Source organism: Aeromonas sp. QDB34 (assembly GCF_027705405.1).
Taxonomy (GTDB): domain Bacteria; phylum Pseudomonadota; class Gammaproteobacteria; order Enterobacterales; family Aeromonadaceae; genus Aeromonas; species Aeromonas hydrophila.
Genome location: NZ_JAPDBT010000014.1, coordinates 30165 through 46511, shown reverse-complemented (window position 1 = coordinate 46511; position 16347 = coordinate 30165). Strand labels below are relative to the sequence as shown.

Here is a 16347-nt window from a genome sequence, read left to right as displayed (position 1 = left end):
CAGAAATACAGGCCTGGACAGTGTCAGGAGAGGTGGCGGGTAGGCAGGACCACACCCAGCATGCGGGGACCATAAGCCCCCTGATCGAGCCGGTTGGAAAAGTAACGAACCAGTGAAAATCCGATAAGGCCGCCCAGCAGGCAACTGAGGATGGTGACCCCCTCCCCGGCCGACAGCAAGGGCGCCAGCCAGAGTTGCCCCAGCAGGGCTCCCACCAGCAGACAGAACAGCGGCAGCACGTAGACCAGCGCCGCCCCCTGCAGAATGCTCGCCTGGGGGATGCCGAGCCTCACTTGCTGGCCGACGCTCACCTCGATGGTGAGTGCCACCCGCAGCCGCTGCGCCTGCAACGGAAACGCCTTGGCTACCGTGCCGGTACCGCAGTTGGACTGTTGATGGCAACCGCTACAGGCGGAGCGCCGTTCGCACTCCACCCAGGCATGTTGTCCATCAATGGCCACTACGGTTGCCAGCTCTTCGCTCATTCCACTCACAAGACGGTTCCACATTAACTAGACAGAGATTGACCCAATCTGAACATGACTGCCCGGATTGGGCAAGCAACAGTGCATCGGCGACTACTGGACGGTCTCGTTGCGGGCCAGCGGTTGCACCGACTCGGCGATGCGTTTGGCGGTGTCGGCCGGCACTTCCCCCACCACAGTGATCTCGACCCCCACGTCGTTGACATAGCTCACCAGCGAGGTGGCGCCCTGGCGGATCAACTGCTGGCGCACCGCCTGCTTGGGATCAACCCGGGCAACGTAGACCGAGAGATCCACCAGCCCATCGGAGAGCATCATGTAATCCACCGGCAGGCTGGTGGTGACCAGCTGATGCCGATCCCGCGAGAGCACCTTGAACCCCTCCGGCAACCAGGTCAGGTGCCAGTTCAGCTGCTGCTGCGGCGCCGGGTAGGCGTCTTCCAGTGCCAGTGCCTGGGGCAGCTTGCTGCCAGCCAGCTTCACCAGCCAGGGCGCCGGGGCAGGCAGCCTGTCCAGATCCACCCCCAGCACCTGTTCCACCAGATTGCCTTCCCGATCCACCATGTCCACCCGCACCAGCAGGTGGCTCTGCTCGTCGATCCAGAGCACGAAGCCGTACTTGTCGGCCTCTTTGGGCACCAGCCGCACGACCTGTGCCACCAACCCGGCTGCCCGGCTGCGACCGGCCAGCACGGGGTCATAGCTCTCCAGCACCCGTGGCAGCGGCATCCTGACCAGGCTCGCCCACACACCGGGGAAGCGGGCGCCTTTGAGGGTGTAAGGTTCGTGGGTATTTTCGAAGAAGGTGTACTCATCCTGGCGCTGCAGATACTCGATGGTCTTGCCATCGAGATAGCTGAGGTGGGCCACCTCCTTGCCATCGATAACGCCGTGGCTGAAGCGGATAGGTTCGAGGCGCCCCTGCCGGGCCTTGACCATGGACAATTCAAAATTCTGTTGCGAGACGGCACTCTGCATCTGCTGCAACAAGGCCTCGGCCGACTTATCGTCGGCCGAGGCCTTGGCACTGATCAGCAGGAGAGAGGCCAGCAAAATACGGCTGGACTGGCGCACGTTCTGATCCCTAAATCCGTTATTCCTGAATCTGCTTGTCTTGCAGCAGACGCTGTTGCAACTGGTGGTCACGCAGGAAAGCATTGATGCGCTCGCGCTGCTCCTGCATCTGCTGCTCGCTCAGCCCTTGCTGACGGGCAGTGGCCCGGTTGCCATCCTGCGGGTAGTGCACGCTCACCGGTGAGGCACTACCACCAACGGGGATAGTGTTGAGTACCGGATTGGTCGGCAGCCCATCCTGCCCCTGATACTGCTGCACCCCGAAGATGACGGCGGCAGCGACCGAGGCGGCAATGGCGTATTGCCCCACCTGTTGGCCGGCACGACGCAGAAACGGCACGACCTTGGCGGTGCCCGGCTGCGGTGCGGCAGGTTTGCTCTCCACCGGCTTGGGCGCCAGGATGGTGGGTTCATCTTCCAGCGCAGCCATGATGCTGTCGCTCAGATCCAGTTGCAGATTGACCGGCAGGTCCCCCCGCATGGCATCACCAATCAGGTGGTAACGAGACCAGGTGTCTTGCAGAGCCGGATCCGTTCCCAGCTCGTTCAGAACCTCAACATCGCTCAAGTCACCGTCCATCAGGGCCGAGAGTTGCTCTTTAGTTGCCATAAGTTAACCTGTCTTTCCCCAGTTAATTCTCGATCAGAGGTTGCAGCCTTTTATCGATTGCTTCCCTCGCCCGGAAGATTCGGGATCTCACCGTACCCACCGGACAATCCATGATTTCGGCAATCTCTTCGTAGCTCAGCCCTTCCAGTTCGCGAAGGGTGATAGCTGTCCTCAAGTCTTCCGGCAAAGCTTCTATGGCAGAAAACACGGTGCGCTTGATCTCGTCGGTCAGCGTCAGGTTTTCCGGGGTAGCCACCTCTTGCAAGGCTTCGCCACCGCCATAGTATTCTGCCTCTTCCGCCTCTACGTCACTGCTGGGCGGCCTGCGCCCTTGAGAGGTCAGATAATTTTTGGCCGTATTCACGGCGATCCGGTACAACCAGGTGTAAAACGCGCTCTCGCCACGGAATGTCGGCAACGCACGGTAGGCCTTGATGAATGCCTCCTGCGCCACATCCGGTACATCGCCCGGGTTGTTGACATACCTGGCCACCAGGTTGACCACCTTGTGCTGGTATTTTTTTACCAACAGGTTGAATGCATTTTTATCGCCACGCTGGACCCGTTCAACCAGCTGTTCGTCCAGTAGATTCTGGTCGCTCATCAGAGCCGTAAAACCCCCATCAGGTTATCGTTTTTCTTTTCCGGCCCTTCCTAAGCGCACAAGTTCAGACAGGAGGAATCAGGGAAAGTTCGCTTGCATTGAAAAAAATGTGACGCAGGCTGCATCACCACCCTCGCTTGGGCTACCATGGTGCCAGTTCTTAATCCAGGCCAATGATACTTATGAAAGCAAGTGTTGAATACCTTTGCGACGTACTGATCATTGGCAGCGGTGCCGCCGGTTTGTCTCTCGCATTGCGATTGGCAGACCAGGCCAAAGTCCTGGTTCTGAGCAAGGGGCCCATCAGTGAAGGGGCCACTTTCTATGCGCAAGGAGGCATCGCTGCCGTGTTCGACGAGACCGACAGCATCGAATCCCACGTGAGCGACACGCTCAACGCCGGGGCCGGGTTGTGTGACCCGGCCGTGGTGGAGTTCACCGCCCGCAACGCCCGCGAATCCATCCAGTGGCTGATCCAGCAGGGGGTCCCCTTCGATCAGGAGGAGGACGCCGAGGGCGAATCCCACTATCACCTGACCCGCGAAGGGGGCCACAGCCATCGCCGCATCTTCCACGCCGCGGATGCCACCGGCAAGGCGGTGCAGCTCACCCTGATCGACCAGGTGCGCGCTCACCCCAACATCCAGCTGATGGAGCGTTTCAACGCGGTCGATCTCATCACCACCCGCAAGCTGGGTCTGCCGGGCAACCGGGTGCTGGGCGCCTATGTCTGGAACCGCAACGCCGAGCAGGTCGAGGTGATCCGCGCCCGTTTCGTGGCGCTGGCCACCGGTGGCGCCTCCAAGGTGTACCAGTACACCTCCAACCCGGACGTCAGCTCAGGTGACGGCATCGCCATGGCGTGGCGCGCCGGCTGCCGGGTGGCGAACCTGGAGTTCAACCAGTTCCACCCCACCAGCCTGTTCCACCCCGATGACCCCAACTTCCTGCTGACCGAGGCCCTGCGCGGCGAGGGGGCCTACCTGCGCCGTCCCGACGGCAGCCGCTTCATGCCGGAGTTTGACGAGCGGGCCGAGCTGGCGCCACGGGACATAGTCGCCCGCGCCATCGACCACGAGATGAAGCGGCTCGGCGCCGACTGCATGTATCTGGACATCAGCCACAAGCCGGCCGACTTCATCATCAAGCACTTCCCGACCATCCATGAGCGCTGCCTTGCGGTCGGCATCGACATCACCAAGGAGGCGATGCCCATCGTCCCTGCCGCTCACTACACCTGCGGCGGCGTGATGATCGACAACAACGGCCAGACCGACATCCCCGGCCTCTACGCCATCGGCGAAGTGACCTACACCGGCCTGCACGGCGCCAACCGGATGGCCTCCAACTCCCTGCTCGAATGCGTGGTCTATGCCCATCAGGCGGGGGCCGACATCCTGGCCAAGCTGCCGATGAGCGTGGAGCCGCCCCGTCTGCCGGTGTGGGACGAGAGCAAGGTGGAAGATTCGGACGAACTGGTGGTGATCCAGCACAACTGGCACGAGCTGCGGCTGATGATGTGGGACTACGTGGGGATAGTGCGTACCAACAAACGCCTGGCCCGGGCCAAGCGCCGCATCGACCTGCTCAAGCAGGAGGTGCAGGAGTACTACGCCCACTTCCGGGTCTCCAACAACCTGCTGGAGCTGCGCAACCTGCTGCAGGTGGCCGAACTCATCGTCAACTGCGCCCTGCAGCGCAAGGAGTCGCGCGGCCTGCACTACAACCTGGACTACCCGGACATGCAACCGGACTCCAAGCCGACCGTGCTGACGCCAGAGCGGGACTAACCCTTTCGTTCAGTAATGAGCCAGAGGGTCACGCGGCCTGCACTGCTGCAACCCGGACTACCCGGACATGCAGCCGGACTCCAAGCCGACCGTGCTGACGCCGGACAAGGATTGATCCTGCCCGCCATGAACCAGCATTGCTGACGATGGATAGGGATTAATCGATCCGCATCCCCCAGATGGCCTCGCTCCGGCGGGGTCATCTGTTTTATGGGGAAGAGAGGCTAGTGGGTCGGCTGGGAGCAGTGGATGGCGCGAGCCAGCGTGCGGTAATGAGCCGGCGCCAGCGCATCGCTGAACAGCCAGAGGCGAATGGCTGGACGCTCCACCGCCACCAGCTGCAGCCAGAGTACCCCGGGCCAAATACGGCTGCCTGTCCCCAGCTGATAACGATGGCCCTGCCAGGTCAGCCACTGCCCATCCCACTCCAGCACGCCGGTCATCCGGCTGGCGCCAAGCCAGGCGCGCCACAACCCCAGCGCCCAGCAGGGCAGCAGCAGTGCCCACTGCCAGCCGTGGATCAGGGTGGCCAGCGGCCACAGGATCAGCAGAAACAGCGACAACAGCAGCAGGCGCTGCTGCCTGGAGACGGTGACGGGCATCGACACCCGTACGGGCAGATCAGCGCTGGCGATCGTGGCGGGCCTGATTGCGCTCCAGGATCAGCGGGATCATGGCGGCAAACGCGGGGTCTTCCGGCACGCCGTGGCCCATGCTCCAGCGGAACAGCTCCGGATCCTCGCACTCCAGCAGGCGGATGAAGGTTTGCTGCTCCGCCTCGCTCAGGCCATCGAACTCGTGTTCGAAGAAAGGCATAAAGATCACATCCAGCTCGAGCATGCCACGGCGGCAGGCCCACTTCAGGCGGGATTTTTCAATTGGGCTCAACATGGAACTCTCCTTACAAAGACCCGGCGATGGTAACAGCTGGATTTTCCGGCTGACAAACATTCCTTACGTCTTTACCATGCAGGTCACATACTTTCTGTCTCTGGAATGCCATCGTGAGCCTGCCAACCCTTCCCGCCGAGCCAACCCTGTTCCCTCTGACCGATCTGGCCATCACCAGCCTGAGCGGCCAAGATCGCGCCAAATACCTGCAGGGTCAGGTCACCTGTGACGTCAACGCCTTGCAGCCGGGCCAGCACACCCTGGGTGGCCACTGCGATCCCAAGGGCAAGCTGTGGAGCGATTTTCGCCTGCTCTGCCTGAGCGATCGCCTGCTGATGCTGACCAAGCCGTCGGTGCTGGCCCGCCAGCTGCCCGAACTCAAGAAGTTCGCGATCTTTGCCAAGGTCGAGATCAGCGAGAATCACGGCCAGGCGGTCGGCGTGGCTGGTCAGGGGACCGATGGCTGGATCGCAGGGCAATACGGCCTGCAGCAGAGCGGTCTCATCGAGGGTGGCATGGCGGTGCGAATCGAGGCCGATCGCTGGCTGCTGGTCAGCGAACAGCCGCTGGCATTGACTCTGCCCAGTGGCCCCGAGTCGCTCTGGTGGGGACTGGAGATCAAGGCCGGCATCCCCCATCTGGAGGCGGTTCATCAGGGTGAGTACATCCCCCAGATGCTCAACCTGCAGGCGCTCGATGGCATCAGCTTCACCAAGGGCTGCTACATGGGACAGGAGACGGTGGCCCGCGCCAAGTATCGTGGCGCCAACAACCGCGCCCTGTTCGTGCTGAGCGGCACTGCCACTACGCCGGTTGCCAGCGGCGACCCCCTGGAGATCCAGCTCGGTGACAACTGGCGCCGCAGCGGCATGGTACTCAACGCCTGGCAGCAGGATGGCGAGCTGTGGCTCACCGCCGTGCTGCCCAAGGACACCGAGGCCGACGCTCGCTTCCGGCTCAAGCAGGAGGAGGGCTCAAGCCTGAGCCTGCAGCCCCTCCCCTATCAGCTGACCGAGTAAGCGAAGCAGAGCGCCCTGCTAGCGCGCCCGCGCCAGCAGGGCCTCCTTCAGCCAGCGCCCCGCCTGCCCAAGCGGGCGGGCGCGATGCCACTGCAGCTCCAGTGCCAGCTCCGGCTGGGTAATAAAGTCCGGCTTGAGTACCACCACCTCGCCCCGTGCCAGCGGCCGGTGCAGCAGAAAATCGGGCACCGCCGCCCAGCCCAGTCCCAGCTTGACCAGCTCCAGCACCCCCAGATCCCCCTCGACCCACCACACTTGCGCCGACAGGCGGAAGCGATGACGCTCAGTCCCTTCCCGCCGCCCCGTCACCATCAGCTGGCGCGCCCCCTGCAGATCGCTCTCCCGCAGCGGCGCCTTGTGGGCCAGCGGATGCTCGGGAGAGACCACCAGCGGCATGGGCACGCCCCCCAGCGAGCGGGCGACGATCTCCCGCTGCGGGTGCTCCTTCTGATAGCTGATGCCAAGCTGGGCGCGGCCGCTGGTCAGCATCTCGGTGAGATCCTCCATCAAGGGAAACAAGAGCTCCAGCTCCACCGTCGGGTAGCGGGTGGCGAACCCCTCCAGCACGGAGCCGAGCCAGGGCAGATGGGAGTCATCGTCGATGGCCAGCGTCAGGCGCGACTCGACGCCGGTGGCCAGCTCGCCGGCGATGGCCTGCAGTCGCTCGCTCTGGGCCAGCAAAATGCCGGCCTCCTGGCTGATGCGCACGCCCGCCTCGGTCAGCACCGGATAGCGGCCGCTGCGATCGAACAGCTCGAGCCCCAGATCTATCTCCAGATTGGCGATGGCGGTGCTGACCACCGACTGCGCCTTGCCCAGCTGGCGCGCCGCCGCCGAAAAGGAGCCGGCCTGTGCGGCGGCCAGCAATACCCTGAGTTGTTCCAGCGATGGATTCATCGTCCTGCTCCTGCAAATGCGGTCATCTATCTATTTTAGCGATGGATACCAACGTGAAACTATCAATAAATAGGGATAGATTGCCAACCAGTCAGTCAACATACCTGTTTAAAGAGAGGAATTTATGCGTACCCGCAACGACCGTATCCGCCATGCCATCGGCTTTGAAGTGATAGGTCTGCTCATCGCCGCCCCCCTGGCCAGCTGGGTCACAGGTATCGAGCTCAGCCACATGGGGCCGCTGGCCATCCTGTTCTCGGTGCTGGCCACCGTCTGGAACTATGTCTACAACATCGGCTTCGACAAGCTGCTGCTCAAGTACCAGGGACACCCGCACAAGACCTTGTGGCAGCGCGTAGTCCATGCGTTCGGCTTTGAAGGGGGCTTCATGGCGCTGACCCTGCCGGTCATCGCCTGGTGGCTGGATCTCGCCCTGCTGGCGGCACTGGCGCTCAACATCGGCTTCGTGACCTTCTATCTGGTCTACGCCTTCATCTACAACTGGAGCTATGACAAGGTATACCCGATCCCGGGCCAGTGGCAGCAGAACGCACTGGGTTGAACGACGGCAAAAAACGGCAGGAAAAACGAGGCACCATCATGCAAGGGGCATGATGGTGCTGGGGGAGGACAAGCCCGGCGGGCCTGCCGCGGCGTTCAGGCTTGTGCCTTCAGCTCTTCGGTCGGGGCCTCTGCCTCGGCCGACTCCTGCGTCAGCATGGCCTCAATGTCGCTCTGATACTGGGTCAGCAGTCGCTGGGCCGCGACCATGTCACCCTTGTGCAGGCGCTCGAACAGATGGTGCTGCACCACGCCGTTGAGATACTCCACCGTGACCGGTTGCTCGAGGGTATCCAGCAACTCCTCTTTTTCCAGCTCGGCATTGATTTCATCGGCACTGGTACGCAGCAGACCGGCCAGTTGCACCAACATACGGCGCTCACCTTCGCGCAACAGGCTCAACATGCGGTTTCTCTGCTGCTCATTCTGTTGGGTCATACATTTCCTTACGTCGAATGGGAACAAGCCCGCTCATTCTGCCTTGTCGCTCTGACAGCGTCTATCTCATGCCCCCCACTTATTTTCATGTCGCAGCCGCAAAGTGCGCCAGATGCTATTTGACCCGTCGCTAGGTATAGTAGCCACTGGTTTACGGGCGCCGAGCCGCCCCGATCGGACGAGATATTTCACCATGACCGACACCATTCTGGTGCTTTGCACCTGCCCGGATGAGGCCAGTGCCGACCTCATCTGCGCACAACTGCTGAACCAGCGGCTGGCGGCCTGCATCAACCAGCTGACCGGCCTCACCTCCGTCTATCGCTGGCAGGGCCAGATCGAACGGGCCACGGAGATCCAGCTCATCATCAAGTCGCACGCCGCCCTGTTCGAGCCGCTGCGCCAGTGCATTCTTGCTCATCACCCCTATGAGGTGCCGGAGATCCTGGCGCTGCCCACAAGCCAGGGCCACCAGCCCTATCTCGACTGGATAAAACAGGAAACCTCATGACTCCGTCTCGCCTGCTCTTTCCCCTGTTGTTGCTCTGTGCCCTGCTGGCCGGCCTGGGCTCACTGCCGGCCCGCGCCAGCAGCACGGATCTGCTGAGCGCCCTCGGCATCGAGGCCAGCGCCCAGCCCAAATTTCTGACAGTGGACGAGGCGTTCGTCCTCGAGAGCGAACAGCAGGGCCATCAGCTGCTGCTGCGCCTGCGCATCGCCGACGACTACTACCTCTATCGCCACAGCTTCCGCTTCAAGGGGGAAAACCTCGCCTTCGAGGAGCCGATGCTGCCCGCCGGCACCGAGCATGAAGATGACTTCTTCGGCAAGACCCAGGTCTATTACCGGGAGCTGCAGATCCCCGTCACCCTGACCGAGGCCGGCCAGCAGGCCAGCCTCAAGATCAGCTATCAAGGCTGTACCGACGGCCTCTGCTACCCCCCCACCGACAAGCTGATCAGCATCCAGCCGCTCACCGCCCAGCAGAGCGAGCAGCCTGACCAGCCCACACCGGCCAGCAGCCAGCAGGATCAGCTGGCGGCCGCCCTCGGCAGCCAGGGCTTCTGGCTCAGCGTCGCCGCCTTCTTCGCACTCGGGCTCGGCCTCGCCTTTACCCCCTGCGTCTTCCCCATGTATCCCATCCTGACCGGGATCATCGCCGGAGCCGGCCATCACCTATCCACCCGCCGCGCCTTCCTGCTCTCCTTCGTCTACGTGCAGGGGATGGCAGTCACCTACACCCTGCTCGGGTTGGTGGTGGCGTCGGCAGGCTTAAAATTCCAGGCCGCGCTGCAGCATCCCTACGTGCTGATCGGCCTCTCGGTGATGTTCGTGCTGCTGGCCCTCTCCATGTTCGGGCTCTACACCCTGCAGCTGCCAAACAGCCTGCAGACCCGGCTGTCCGGGCTCTCCAACCGCCAGCAGGGCGGCTCCGTGCTCGGGGTCGGCATCATGGGGATGATCTCCGGCCTGGTCTGCTCCCCCTGCACCACGGCCCCGCTCTCCGGCGCCCTCATCTACGTGGCCCAGAGCGGCGATCTCTGGCTCGGCGGTGCGGCCCTCTATGCCCTCTCCTTGGGCATGGGGCTGCCACTGCTGCTGCTCGGCACCTCGGGCGGCAAGCTGCTGCCCAAGGCGGGCGCCTGGATGGACGTGATCAAGCAGCTGTTCGGGTTTGCGTTGCTGGCGGTACCCATCCTGCTGCTCTCGAGGCTCTGGAGCGATCAGGTCACCACCCTGGCCTGGCTCGGCTGGGGGCTGCTGCTGTGCGGCTACCTCTATCATCACAACCAGCATCAGGGCCATTCGGTGGGTCGCAGCCTGCGCGGCTTCGTGCTGCTGCTGGCCATGATCAGTGCCGTGGTGGTAGGCAAGGATCTGCTGCTGCCACCCCAGGGTGCCAGCACTGCCGCTCAGACCGAGGCGCCGGCCTTCATTCGCATCAAGACGCTGGACGATCTCAAGACCCAGCTGGCCGCCGCCCGCGGCAAGCCGGTGCTGCTCGATCTTTATGCCGACTGGTGCGTGGCCTGCAAGGAGTTCGAACACAAGACCTTCAGCGACCCGGCCGTGCGCGAGCGATTCGGCCAGATGGTGCTGCTGCAGGCGGACGTCACCGCCAACGACGATGCCGATGTGGAACTGCTCAATGGCCTCAACGTGCTGGGGCTGCCGACCCTCATCTTCTTCGATCGCACCGGCAACGAGGTAAGCGGCCAGCGGGTCACCGGCTTTATGGGGCCCACCGAATTTCTCGGTCAGCTGGACAAGCTGCGCTGAGGCCGGGTGGCCCGTGCAATCGTGCGGGCCCCCGGTTTGACCGCCATTTTTCCGGCAATCCCTTGTATATGATCGACAGCGTGGCAATATTTGCGCTTTCCCGTCTCGTTCGTCCGGAGTTTTGATGAAAAAGTGGTTCATCCCCCTGCTGGCCCTCTGGCTGTATGGCTGTTACGCAGGTCCAGGTGAAGAGGCAATCCGGACCCAGGTCACCGCCAAGTTGCAGGCAGACACCGACGCCAATCTGTTCGAAATCAGTGACTTTGCCATTCTGGACAAGGAAGAGCGCATGGAAGGAGTCTATCTGGTCAAGGTGAGCTACCAGCTCCACTTCAAGCAGGGGATGGAACAGCTACAGGTGCTGCACGACGAGGATCTGGTCTATGACAGGGTCGGCCCCTTCCAGCAGGAGATGGGACTGATGGAGCTGGAACGCAAATACGGCGAGTTCGAGGCGGGCCAGGTGCTGCCGCAGCAGGCCGAAGTGTGGATGATGAAAACCGAGCAGGGCTGGCGTCTGGCCGAGCCCGCCCACTGACGCTTAGCCAACCAGGTAACCCGGGCTGACTCAGGCCTGGGTATCCGCCCTATCCCCCTCGCTAGCCGGCGTGCGGCCTCGTTCAACACACGGGATGGGCGGACGCTGATTGTTTGACAGCTCCAGCTAAATAGCAGTATCAATCCGGCCAACCGCCACGCCGTGGCGCACCAGATTCAGCCCCCCTTAGAACAGATCCTTGAAGCGGTACCAAAGCATGCCGAGCGCCAGCAGGGGCGAGCGCAGCGCCGGACCGCCGGGGAAGGTCATGTGGGGCACGCTGCCGAACAGATCGAAACCCCGGCTCTCCCCCTTGATCGCCTCCGCCACCAGCTTGCCCGCCATGTGCGTGGCATTGAGACCGTGGCCGGAATAGGCCTGGGCATAGAAGACGTTGGGCTGCTCCGGCAGGCGGCCGATCTGGGGCAGCCGGTTGGCCCCGATGCCTATCATGCCACCCCACTGGAATTCGATGGCGGTATCCGCCAGCTCGGGAAACACCCGCAGCAGCTTGGGTAGCATGAAGGCCTTGATGTCGCGAGGATCCCTTCCTGAATAATTGCAGGCACCGCCAAACAGCAGCCGGCCGTCGGCGGAGAGGCGGTAGTAGTCGAGCGCCACGTTCTGATCGCACACCGCCATGTTCTGCGGCAGCAGGCGCTGGCGCAGCCGCTTCTCCAGCACCTCGGTGGCGAGGATGTAGGAGCCCGCCGGCAGCACCTTGCCCCCCAGCTCGGGGTTGAGGTCATTGAGATAGGCGTTGCAGCCGATCACCAGGTAGTCGGCGCTGACCCGGCCGTGGGCGGTGGTGACCTGCAACCGATCGCCATAGTCGATGTGCACCACTCTGGACTGCTCAAACAGGGCCACACCCAGGCTGGCCGCCGCGCGCGCCTCACCCAGCGCCAGGTTGAGGGGATGCAGATGGCCGGAGCCCATGTCGATCATGCCGCCGATGTAGCGATCCGAGCCCACCACACTGTGAATATCCTCCCGTGCCACCAGCTTCACCTCATGCCGGTAGCCGAGGCTCGCCAGGTGCGCCGCCTCCTCTGCAAACCCGGCCAGATGGCGCTGACGGGTGGCGAGATCGCAGTAGCCCCAGCGCAGGTCGCAGTCGATGTTGAAGCGCTCGATCCGCTCGCGCACCAGCTCGACCGCCTCGAGCCCCATCAGATCCAGCTCGCGCACGCCCTCTTCACCAATCCAGCGGGCGAACTGACTGGTATCGTGACCAATACCGCGAATGAGCTGACCGCCGTTGCGCCCGGAGGCGCCCCAGCCGATGCGGTTGGCCTCCAGCAACACCACCTTGTAGCCGGCTTCGGCCAGATTGATGGCGGTGTTGAGACCGGTGAAACCGCCACCTATGATGCAGACCTCGGCATTCAGTTCGCCACTGAGCTCAGGCCACTGCTGATTGTCGTTGCGGGTAGCCGCGTAATAGGAGGCCACGTGCTCCTGATGGGGGTAGTGCTTTCCTGCCTGCATGCTCAGCATCCTGCCTTGATAGCGTTGCGTTTACTAAAATAAACGGCCTGTCATCGATAATACTCAGCCACCCGCCGCCAATCCAGCCCGCAGGGATCACAGAAATGCAAAAGGTGCCTCGAAAGGCACCTTGTTCACGTCCGCTGGCGACCCCGCCATGCTGCAATGCAAAAGGCGCCCCGCAGGGCGCCTTTTCATGCAATCAAACTACCGTAACGAATTACAGTACGTCGATGGCGTTCAGGTCGGAGAAAGCCTTCTCCAGACGCGCGATCATGGTAGTCTGGCCGGCACGCAGCCATACACGCGGATCGTAGAACTTCTTGTTCGGCTTGTCGGCGCCTTCCGGGTTGCCCAGCTGACCTTGCAGGTAGGCTTCGTTCTTCTTGTAGAAGCCCAGAATGCCTTCCCAGGTCGCCCACTGGGTGTCGGTGTCGATGTTCATCTTCACCACGCCGTAGGAGATGGACTCGCGGATCTCTTCCAGAGTGGAACCTGAACCACCGTGGAATACGAAGTCCAGGGACTTGGCCGGCAGACCGAACTTCTCGGAAACGTACTTCTGGGAAGCGTCCAGGATGGACGGGGTCAGTTTGACGTTACCCGGCTTGTATACACCGTGTACGTTGCCGAAGGAGGCTGCGATGGTGAAACGCGGGCTGATCTTGGACAGACGCTCGTAAGCGTAGGCCACGTCTTCCGGCTGGGTGTACAGGGCGGACTGGTCCATGTGGCTGTTGTCGACGCCGTCTTCTTCGCCACCGGTGCAACCCAGTTCCAGCTCCAGAGTCATGTTCATCTTGGCCATGCGGGTCAGGTACTCGCAGCAGATGTCGATGTTCTCTTCCAGAGACTCTTCGGACAGATCCAGCATGTGGGAGGAGAACAGCGGCTTGCCGGTTTCGGCAAAGTGCTTCTCGCCCGCGTCCAGCAGACCGTCGATCCACGGCAGCAGCTTCTTGGCGGCGTGGTCGGTGTGCAGGATGACCGGTACACCGTAGGCTTCGGCAACGGCGTGAACGTGCTTGGCACCGGAGATGGCACCGATGATGGCAGCTTGCTGGCCTTCCAGTTTCAGACCCTTACCGGCGGTGAACACGGCACCACCGTTGGAGAACTGAACGATAACCGGTGCTTTCACCTTGGCGGCAGCTTCCAGTACGGCGTTGACGGAGTCGGTACCGACGCAGTTGACGGCCGGCAGAGCGAAGCCGTTCTCTTTCGCGATGGCGAACACTTTCTGAACGTCATCACCAGTGATCACGCCGGGTTTTACGAAGTCGAAAATTTTCTTAGACATGTTTAATCGTCCTGTTCTCGTATGCCGTTAATAAAAAATGGGGGGTTCATCATGAACCGGCACAGCGGGCACATGATAAACGAAACGGGAGGCTTTTGCCCCCCGTCTCGGGTCAATTAGGCTTTGGCGCGCTGTTCCAGAATCGCAACAGCCGGCAGTACCTTGCCTTCTACAAACTCCAGGAAGGCGCCGCCGCCGGTGGAGATGTAGGAGACCTTGTCGGCGATGCCGAACTTGTCGATGGCAGCCAGGGTGTCACCACCGCCAGCAATGGAGAAGGCCGGAGAAGCAGCGATGGCTTCGGCGATCACCTTGGTGCCTTCAGCGAACTGGTCGAACTCGAACACGCCGACCGGGCCGTTCCAAAGGATGGTCTTGGCGTTCATGATGATGTCGGCCAGGGCCTTGGCAGAGTCAGGGCCGATGTCGAAGATCATGTCGCCGTCGGTCACGTCAGCGACGGACTTGATGGTGGCCGGGGTGGACTCGGAGAACTCGGCACCGACAACCACGTCGGTAGTCACCGGGATGTTGGTTTCGGCAGCCAGTTTCTTGGCGGTGTCAATCAGGTCGTGCTCGCACAGGGACTTGCCGACGTTGTGACCGGCAGCAGCGATGAAGGTGTTGGCGATGCCACCACCGACCACCAGCTGGTCAGCGATCTTGGAGAGGGATTCCAGTACAGTCAGCTTGGTGGAGACCTTGGAGCCGCCCACGATGGCAACCATCGGGCGCTCGGGCTTCAGCATGGCTTTGCCCAGGGCTTCCAGTTCACCGGCCAGCAGCGGGCCGGCACAGGCGACCGGAGCGAACTGGGCCACACCGTAGGTGGAACCTTCGGCGCGGTGAGCAGTACCGAACGCATCCATTACAAAGACGTCACACAGGGCGGCGTATTTTTTGGCCAGCTCTTCGGTGTTCTTCTTCTCGCCTTTGTTGAAGCGGCAGTTTTCCAGCACAACCAGCTCACCGGCGGCGACGTCTACGCCATCCAGGTAGTCTTTGGCCAGACGAACCGGGCAGGACAGTGCGTCTTTCAGATAGTTGACAACCGGAGCCAGGGAGAATTCTTCGTTGTATTCACCCTCGGTCGGACGACCCAGGTGGGAGGTGATCATCAGCTTGGCGCCCTTTTCCAGAGCCAGCTTGATGGTCGGCAGAGTCGCCACGATACGTGCATCGGAGGTGACCTTGCCGTCTTTTACCGGCACGTTCAGGTCAGCACGGATCAGAACGCGTTTGCCCGCCAGATCCAGGTCAGTCATCTTGATAACAGACATATTCAGTCCTCTATATTTTCAGGTAATGTTAAAAACAGTAACCTTGCGCCCGGTGCAGGCTCTCAGCCTGCGGCCATCATGGCCCGGGTGGTATCCAGCATACGGTTGGCGAAGCCCCATTCGTTATCACACCACATCAACATCTTGACGAGGTTGGCATCGCTGACCCGGGTCTGGGTACCATCAATGATGCAGGAGTGAGCATCATGATTAAAGTCTACGGAGACCAGTGGCTCTTCCGTGTAATCCAGAATACCGCTTAATGTACCTCTGGATGCCCGTTGCAGGGCTTGATTTACGTCAGTAACCGTCACTTTTTTACGAACAGTAATACTGAGATCCATTGCCGTTACATTGATGGTCGGTACCCGTACCGCGATCGCCTCGAACTTGCCGGCGAAGTGGGGGAGGATCCGCTCCAACCCCTTGGCCAGCTTGGTATCCACCGGGATGATGGACTGGCTGGCAGCACGGGTTCGACGCAAGTCGCTGTGGTAGGCATCGATGACTTGCTGATCATGCATGGCCGAATGAATTGTCGTAATAGTACCACAATTTATCTCGAATTCTCGATGCAATGTTTCGATGACGGGGACCACGCAGTTGGTGGTGCAGGAGGCGTTGGAGACGATCCGCTCGCGCCCCGTCAGCACCTGATGGTTGACCCCGTAGACGATGGTGGCGTCCACGTCCGCCTCGGCCGGATGGGAGAACAACACCTTGCCCGCCCCCGCCGCCAGATGCAGCTCGGCATCGGCCCGCGAGCCGAACACCCCGGTACAGTCCAGCACCACGTCCACCCCCAGCGCCCGCCACGGCAAGCGCGACGGCTCCCGCTCGGCGAACAGGGAGATGAGATCCTCCCCCACCAGCATGCTGTTGCCGGCCAGCTGCACCGGATGGTGGAAGCGACCGTGGCTGGTGTCGAAGCGGGTCAGGTGCACCATGGCCTCTGGGGCGGCCAGCTCGTTGATGGCCACTATCTTGATGTTCTTGTCGCGGCCGCTCTCGTAGAGGGCCCGCAGCACGTTGCGGCCGATCCGCCCGTACCCGTTGATGGCAATCTTGATCATGAAAACTCTGGGTCCT

18 protein-coding genes are annotated in these 16347 nt (G+C 61.9%); 6 read left to right on the top strand and 12 right to left on the bottom strand.

Translation table 11 applies throughout. The features are described 5' to 3' along the window. Nucleotides 1-23: 23 nt before the first annotated feature. The 4 genes from OKC29_RS17005 to rpoE form a co-directional block, all read right to left on the bottom strand. Nucleotides 24-485, bottom strand: a complete 462-nt coding sequence (locus OKC29_RS17005) for a SoxR reducing system RseC family protein (protein ID WP_073348922.1) — start codon at nucleotides 483-485, stop codon at nucleotides 24-26. A 93-nt stretch (nucleotides 486-578) separates the two neighbouring features. Beyond that, nucleotides 579-1559, bottom strand: a complete 981-nt coding sequence (locus OKC29_RS17000; protein WP_016349517.1) for a MucB/RseB C-terminal domain-containing protein — start codon at nucleotides 1557-1559, stop codon at nucleotides 579-581. A gap of 19 nt (nucleotides 1560-1578) precedes the next feature. Then, nucleotides 1579-2169: an RseA family anti-sigma factor gene (locus tag OKC29_RS16995; RefSeq protein WP_011704744.1), complete on the bottom strand. Its 591-nt coding sequence runs from the start codon at nucleotides 2167-2169 to the stop codon at nucleotides 1579-1581. A gap of 22 nt (nucleotides 2170-2191) precedes the next feature. Next, nucleotides 2192-2773, bottom strand: a complete 582-nt coding sequence (rpoE, locus tag OKC29_RS16990) for an RNA polymerase sigma factor RpoE (RefSeq protein WP_073348921.1) — start codon at nucleotides 2771-2773, stop codon at nucleotides 2192-2194. Nucleotides 2774-2955: 182 nt separating this feature from the next. Here rpoE and nadB point away from each other — a divergent pair, with 182 nt between their 5' ends. Further along, complete coding sequence (nadB, locus tag OKC29_RS16985; RefSeq protein ID WP_011704743.1) at nucleotides 2956-4563, top strand: L-aspartate oxidase; 1608 nt, start codon at nucleotides 2956-2958, stop codon at nucleotides 4561-4563. 224 nt (nucleotides 4564-4787) lie between these two features. On the opposite strand, the gene OKC29_RS16980 is transcribed toward nadB, so the two are convergent. Next, a complete protein-coding gene (locus OKC29_RS16980; protein WP_073348920.1) occupies nucleotides 4788-5165 on the bottom strand; it encodes a protein YgfX in 378 nt (125 codons plus the stop codon). Nucleotides 5166-5184: 19 nt separating this feature from the next. Further along, nucleotides 5185-5454 carry an FAD assembly factor SdhE gene (locus tag OKC29_RS16975; protein ID WP_011704741.1) on the bottom strand — a complete coding sequence of 90 codons (270 nt, stop codon included), beginning with the start codon at nucleotides 5452-5454 and terminating at the stop codon, nucleotides 5185-5187. 113 nt (nucleotides 5455-5567) lie between these two features. Here OKC29_RS16975 and ygfZ point away from each other — a divergent pair, with 113 nt between their 5' ends. Beyond that, the gene (gene ygfZ, locus OKC29_RS16970) at nucleotides 5568-6473 is read left to right on the top strand and encodes a tRNA-modifying protein YgfZ (protein WP_073348919.1); all 906 of its coding nucleotides are present in this window, start codon (nucleotides 5568-5570) and stop codon (nucleotides 6471-6473) included. 18 nt (nucleotides 6474-6491) lie between these two features. Here ygfZ and OKC29_RS16965 read toward each other — a convergent pair whose 3' ends face one another. Continuing rightward, nucleotides 6492-7370, bottom strand: coding sequence for a LysR family transcriptional regulator (locus tag OKC29_RS16965; protein WP_011704739.1), 879 nt, complete (start codon nucleotides 7368-7370; stop codon nucleotides 6492-6494). Nucleotides 7371-7494: 124 nt separating this feature from the next. Between OKC29_RS16965 and OKC29_RS16960 the strand changes: the two genes are divergently transcribed. Further along, nucleotides 7495-7932 carry a PACE efflux transporter gene (locus OKC29_RS16960; RefSeq protein ID WP_011704738.1) on the top strand — a complete coding sequence of 146 codons (438 nt, stop codon included), beginning with the start codon at nucleotides 7495-7497 and terminating at the stop codon, nucleotides 7930-7932. Nucleotides 7933-8027: 95 nt separating this feature from the next. Here the strand turns inward: OKC29_RS16960 and OKC29_RS16955 are convergent, their stop codons facing one another. Then, nucleotides 8028-8369, bottom strand: a complete 342-nt coding sequence (locus tag OKC29_RS16955; protein ID WP_016349513.1) for a hypothetical protein — start codon at nucleotides 8367-8369, stop codon at nucleotides 8028-8030. 193 nt (nucleotides 8370-8562) lie between these two features. On the opposite strand from OKC29_RS16955, the gene cutA reads away from it, so the two are divergent. The 3 genes from cutA (at nucleotide 8563) to OKC29_RS16940 (ending at nucleotide 11187) form a co-directional block, all read left to right on the top strand. After that, nucleotides 8563-8880, top strand: a complete 318-nt coding sequence (gene cutA / locus OKC29_RS16950; RefSeq protein ID WP_123785003.1) for a divalent-cation tolerance protein CutA — start codon at nucleotides 8563-8565, stop codon at nucleotides 8878-8880. After that, nucleotides 8877-10649, top strand: a complete 1773-nt coding sequence (locus OKC29_RS16945) for a protein-disulfide reductase DsbD (protein WP_073348917.1) — start codon at nucleotides 8877-8879, stop codon at nucleotides 10647-10649. Before cutA ends, OKC29_RS16945 begins: the two co-directional genes overlap by 4 nt. Before the next feature lie 124 nt (nucleotides 10650-10773). Continuing rightward, on the top strand, nucleotides 10774-11187 hold the full coding sequence (locus tag OKC29_RS16940; RefSeq protein WP_024946158.1) for a hypothetical protein: 414 nt from the start codon (nucleotides 10774-10776) through the stop codon (nucleotides 11185-11187). A gap of 186 nt (nucleotides 11188-11373) precedes the next feature. On the opposite strand, the gene OKC29_RS16935 is transcribed toward OKC29_RS16940, so the two are convergent. The 4 genes from OKC29_RS16935 to epd all read right to left on the bottom strand — a co-directional run bounded on the left by OKC29_RS16935 (nucleotide 11374) and on the right by epd (nucleotide 16331). Next, nucleotides 11374-12678, bottom strand: coding sequence for an NAD(P)/FAD-dependent oxidoreductase (locus tag OKC29_RS16935; RefSeq protein WP_073348916.1), 1305 nt, complete (start codon nucleotides 12676-12678; stop codon nucleotides 11374-11376). A 220-nt stretch (nucleotides 12679-12898) separates the two neighbouring features. Beyond that, entirely contained in the window at nucleotides 12899-13978 is a 1080-nt protein-coding gene (gene fbaA, locus OKC29_RS16930) for a class II fructose-bisphosphate aldolase (RefSeq protein ID WP_024946156.1), read from the bottom strand. 116 nt (nucleotides 13979-14094) lie between these two features. Further along, nucleotides 14095-15258, bottom strand: a complete 1164-nt coding sequence (locus OKC29_RS16925) for a phosphoglycerate kinase (RefSeq protein ID WP_043164440.1) — start codon at nucleotides 15256-15258, stop codon at nucleotides 14095-14097. 62 nt (nucleotides 15259-15320) lie between these two features. Further along, on the bottom strand, nucleotides 15321-16331 hold the full coding sequence (gene epd, locus OKC29_RS16920; RefSeq protein ID WP_073348915.1) for an erythrose-4-phosphate dehydrogenase: 1011 nt from the start codon (nucleotides 16329-16331) through the stop codon (nucleotides 15321-15323). Nucleotides 16332-16347 lie beyond the last annotated feature (16 nt).

What these genes read in the sequence shown, in the direction of transcription:
- OKC29_RS17005 (WP_073348922.1), bottom strand. Translation starts at nt 485, where the DNA reads ATGAGCGAAGAGCTGGCAACCGTAGTGGCCATTGATGGACAACATGCC.
- OKC29_RS16995 (WP_011704744.1), bottom strand. Translation starts at nt 2,169, where the DNA reads ATGGCAACTAAAGAGCAACTCTCGGCCCTGATGGACGGTGACTTGAGC.
- rpoE (WP_073348921.1), bottom strand. Translation starts at nt 2,773, where the DNA reads ATGAGCGACCAGAATCTACTGGACGAACAGCTGGTTGAACGGGTCCAG.
- nadB (WP_011704743.1), top strand. Translation starts at nt 2,956, where the DNA reads ATGAAAGCAAGTGTTGAATACCTTTGCGACGTACTGATCATTGGCAGC.
- OKC29_RS16980 (WP_073348920.1), bottom strand. Translation starts at nt 5,165, where the DNA reads ATGCCCGTCACCGTCTCCAGGCAGCAGCGCCTGCTGCTGTTGTCGCTG.
- OKC29_RS16975 (WP_011704741.1), bottom strand. Translation starts at nt 5,454, where the DNA reads ATGTTGAGCCCAATTGAAAAATCCCGCCTGAAGTGGGCCTGCCGCCGT.
- OKC29_RS16965 (WP_011704739.1), bottom strand. Translation starts at nt 7,370, where the DNA reads ATGAATCCATCGCTGGAACAACTCAGGGTATTGCTGGCCGCCGCACAG.
- OKC29_RS16960 (WP_011704738.1), top strand. Translation starts at nt 7,495, where the DNA reads ATGCGTACCCGCAACGACCGTATCCGCCATGCCATCGGCTTTGAAGTG.
- OKC29_RS16955 (WP_016349513.1), bottom strand. Translation starts at nt 8,369, where the DNA reads ATGACCCAACAGAATGAGCAGCAGAGAAACCGCATGTTGAGCCTGTTG.
- cutA (WP_123785003.1), top strand. Translation starts at nt 8,563, where the DNA reads ATGACCGACACCATTCTGGTGCTTTGCACCTGCCCGGATGAGGCCAGT.
- OKC29_RS16945 (WP_073348917.1), top strand. Translation starts at nt 8,877, where the DNA reads ATGACTCCGTCTCGCCTGCTCTTTCCCCTGTTGTTGCTCTGTGCCCTG.
- OKC29_RS16940 (WP_024946158.1), top strand. Translation starts at nt 10,774, where the DNA reads ATGAAAAAGTGGTTCATCCCCCTGCTGGCCCTCTGGCTGTATGGCTGT.
- OKC29_RS16935 (WP_073348916.1), bottom strand. Translation starts at nt 12,678, where the DNA reads ATGCAGGCAGGAAAGCACTACCCCCATCAGGAGCACGTGGCCTCCTAT.
- fbaA (WP_024946156.1), bottom strand. Translation starts at nt 13,978, where the DNA reads ATGTCTAAGAAAATTTTCGACTTCGTAAAACCCGGCGTGATCACTGGT.
- OKC29_RS16925 (WP_043164440.1), bottom strand. Translation starts at nt 15,258, where the DNA reads ATGTCTGTTATCAAGATGACTGACCTGGATCTGGCGGGCAAACGCGTT.
- epd (WP_073348915.1), bottom strand. Translation starts at nt 16,331, where the DNA reads ATGATCAAGATTGCCATCAACGGGTACGGGCGGATCGGCCGCAACGTG.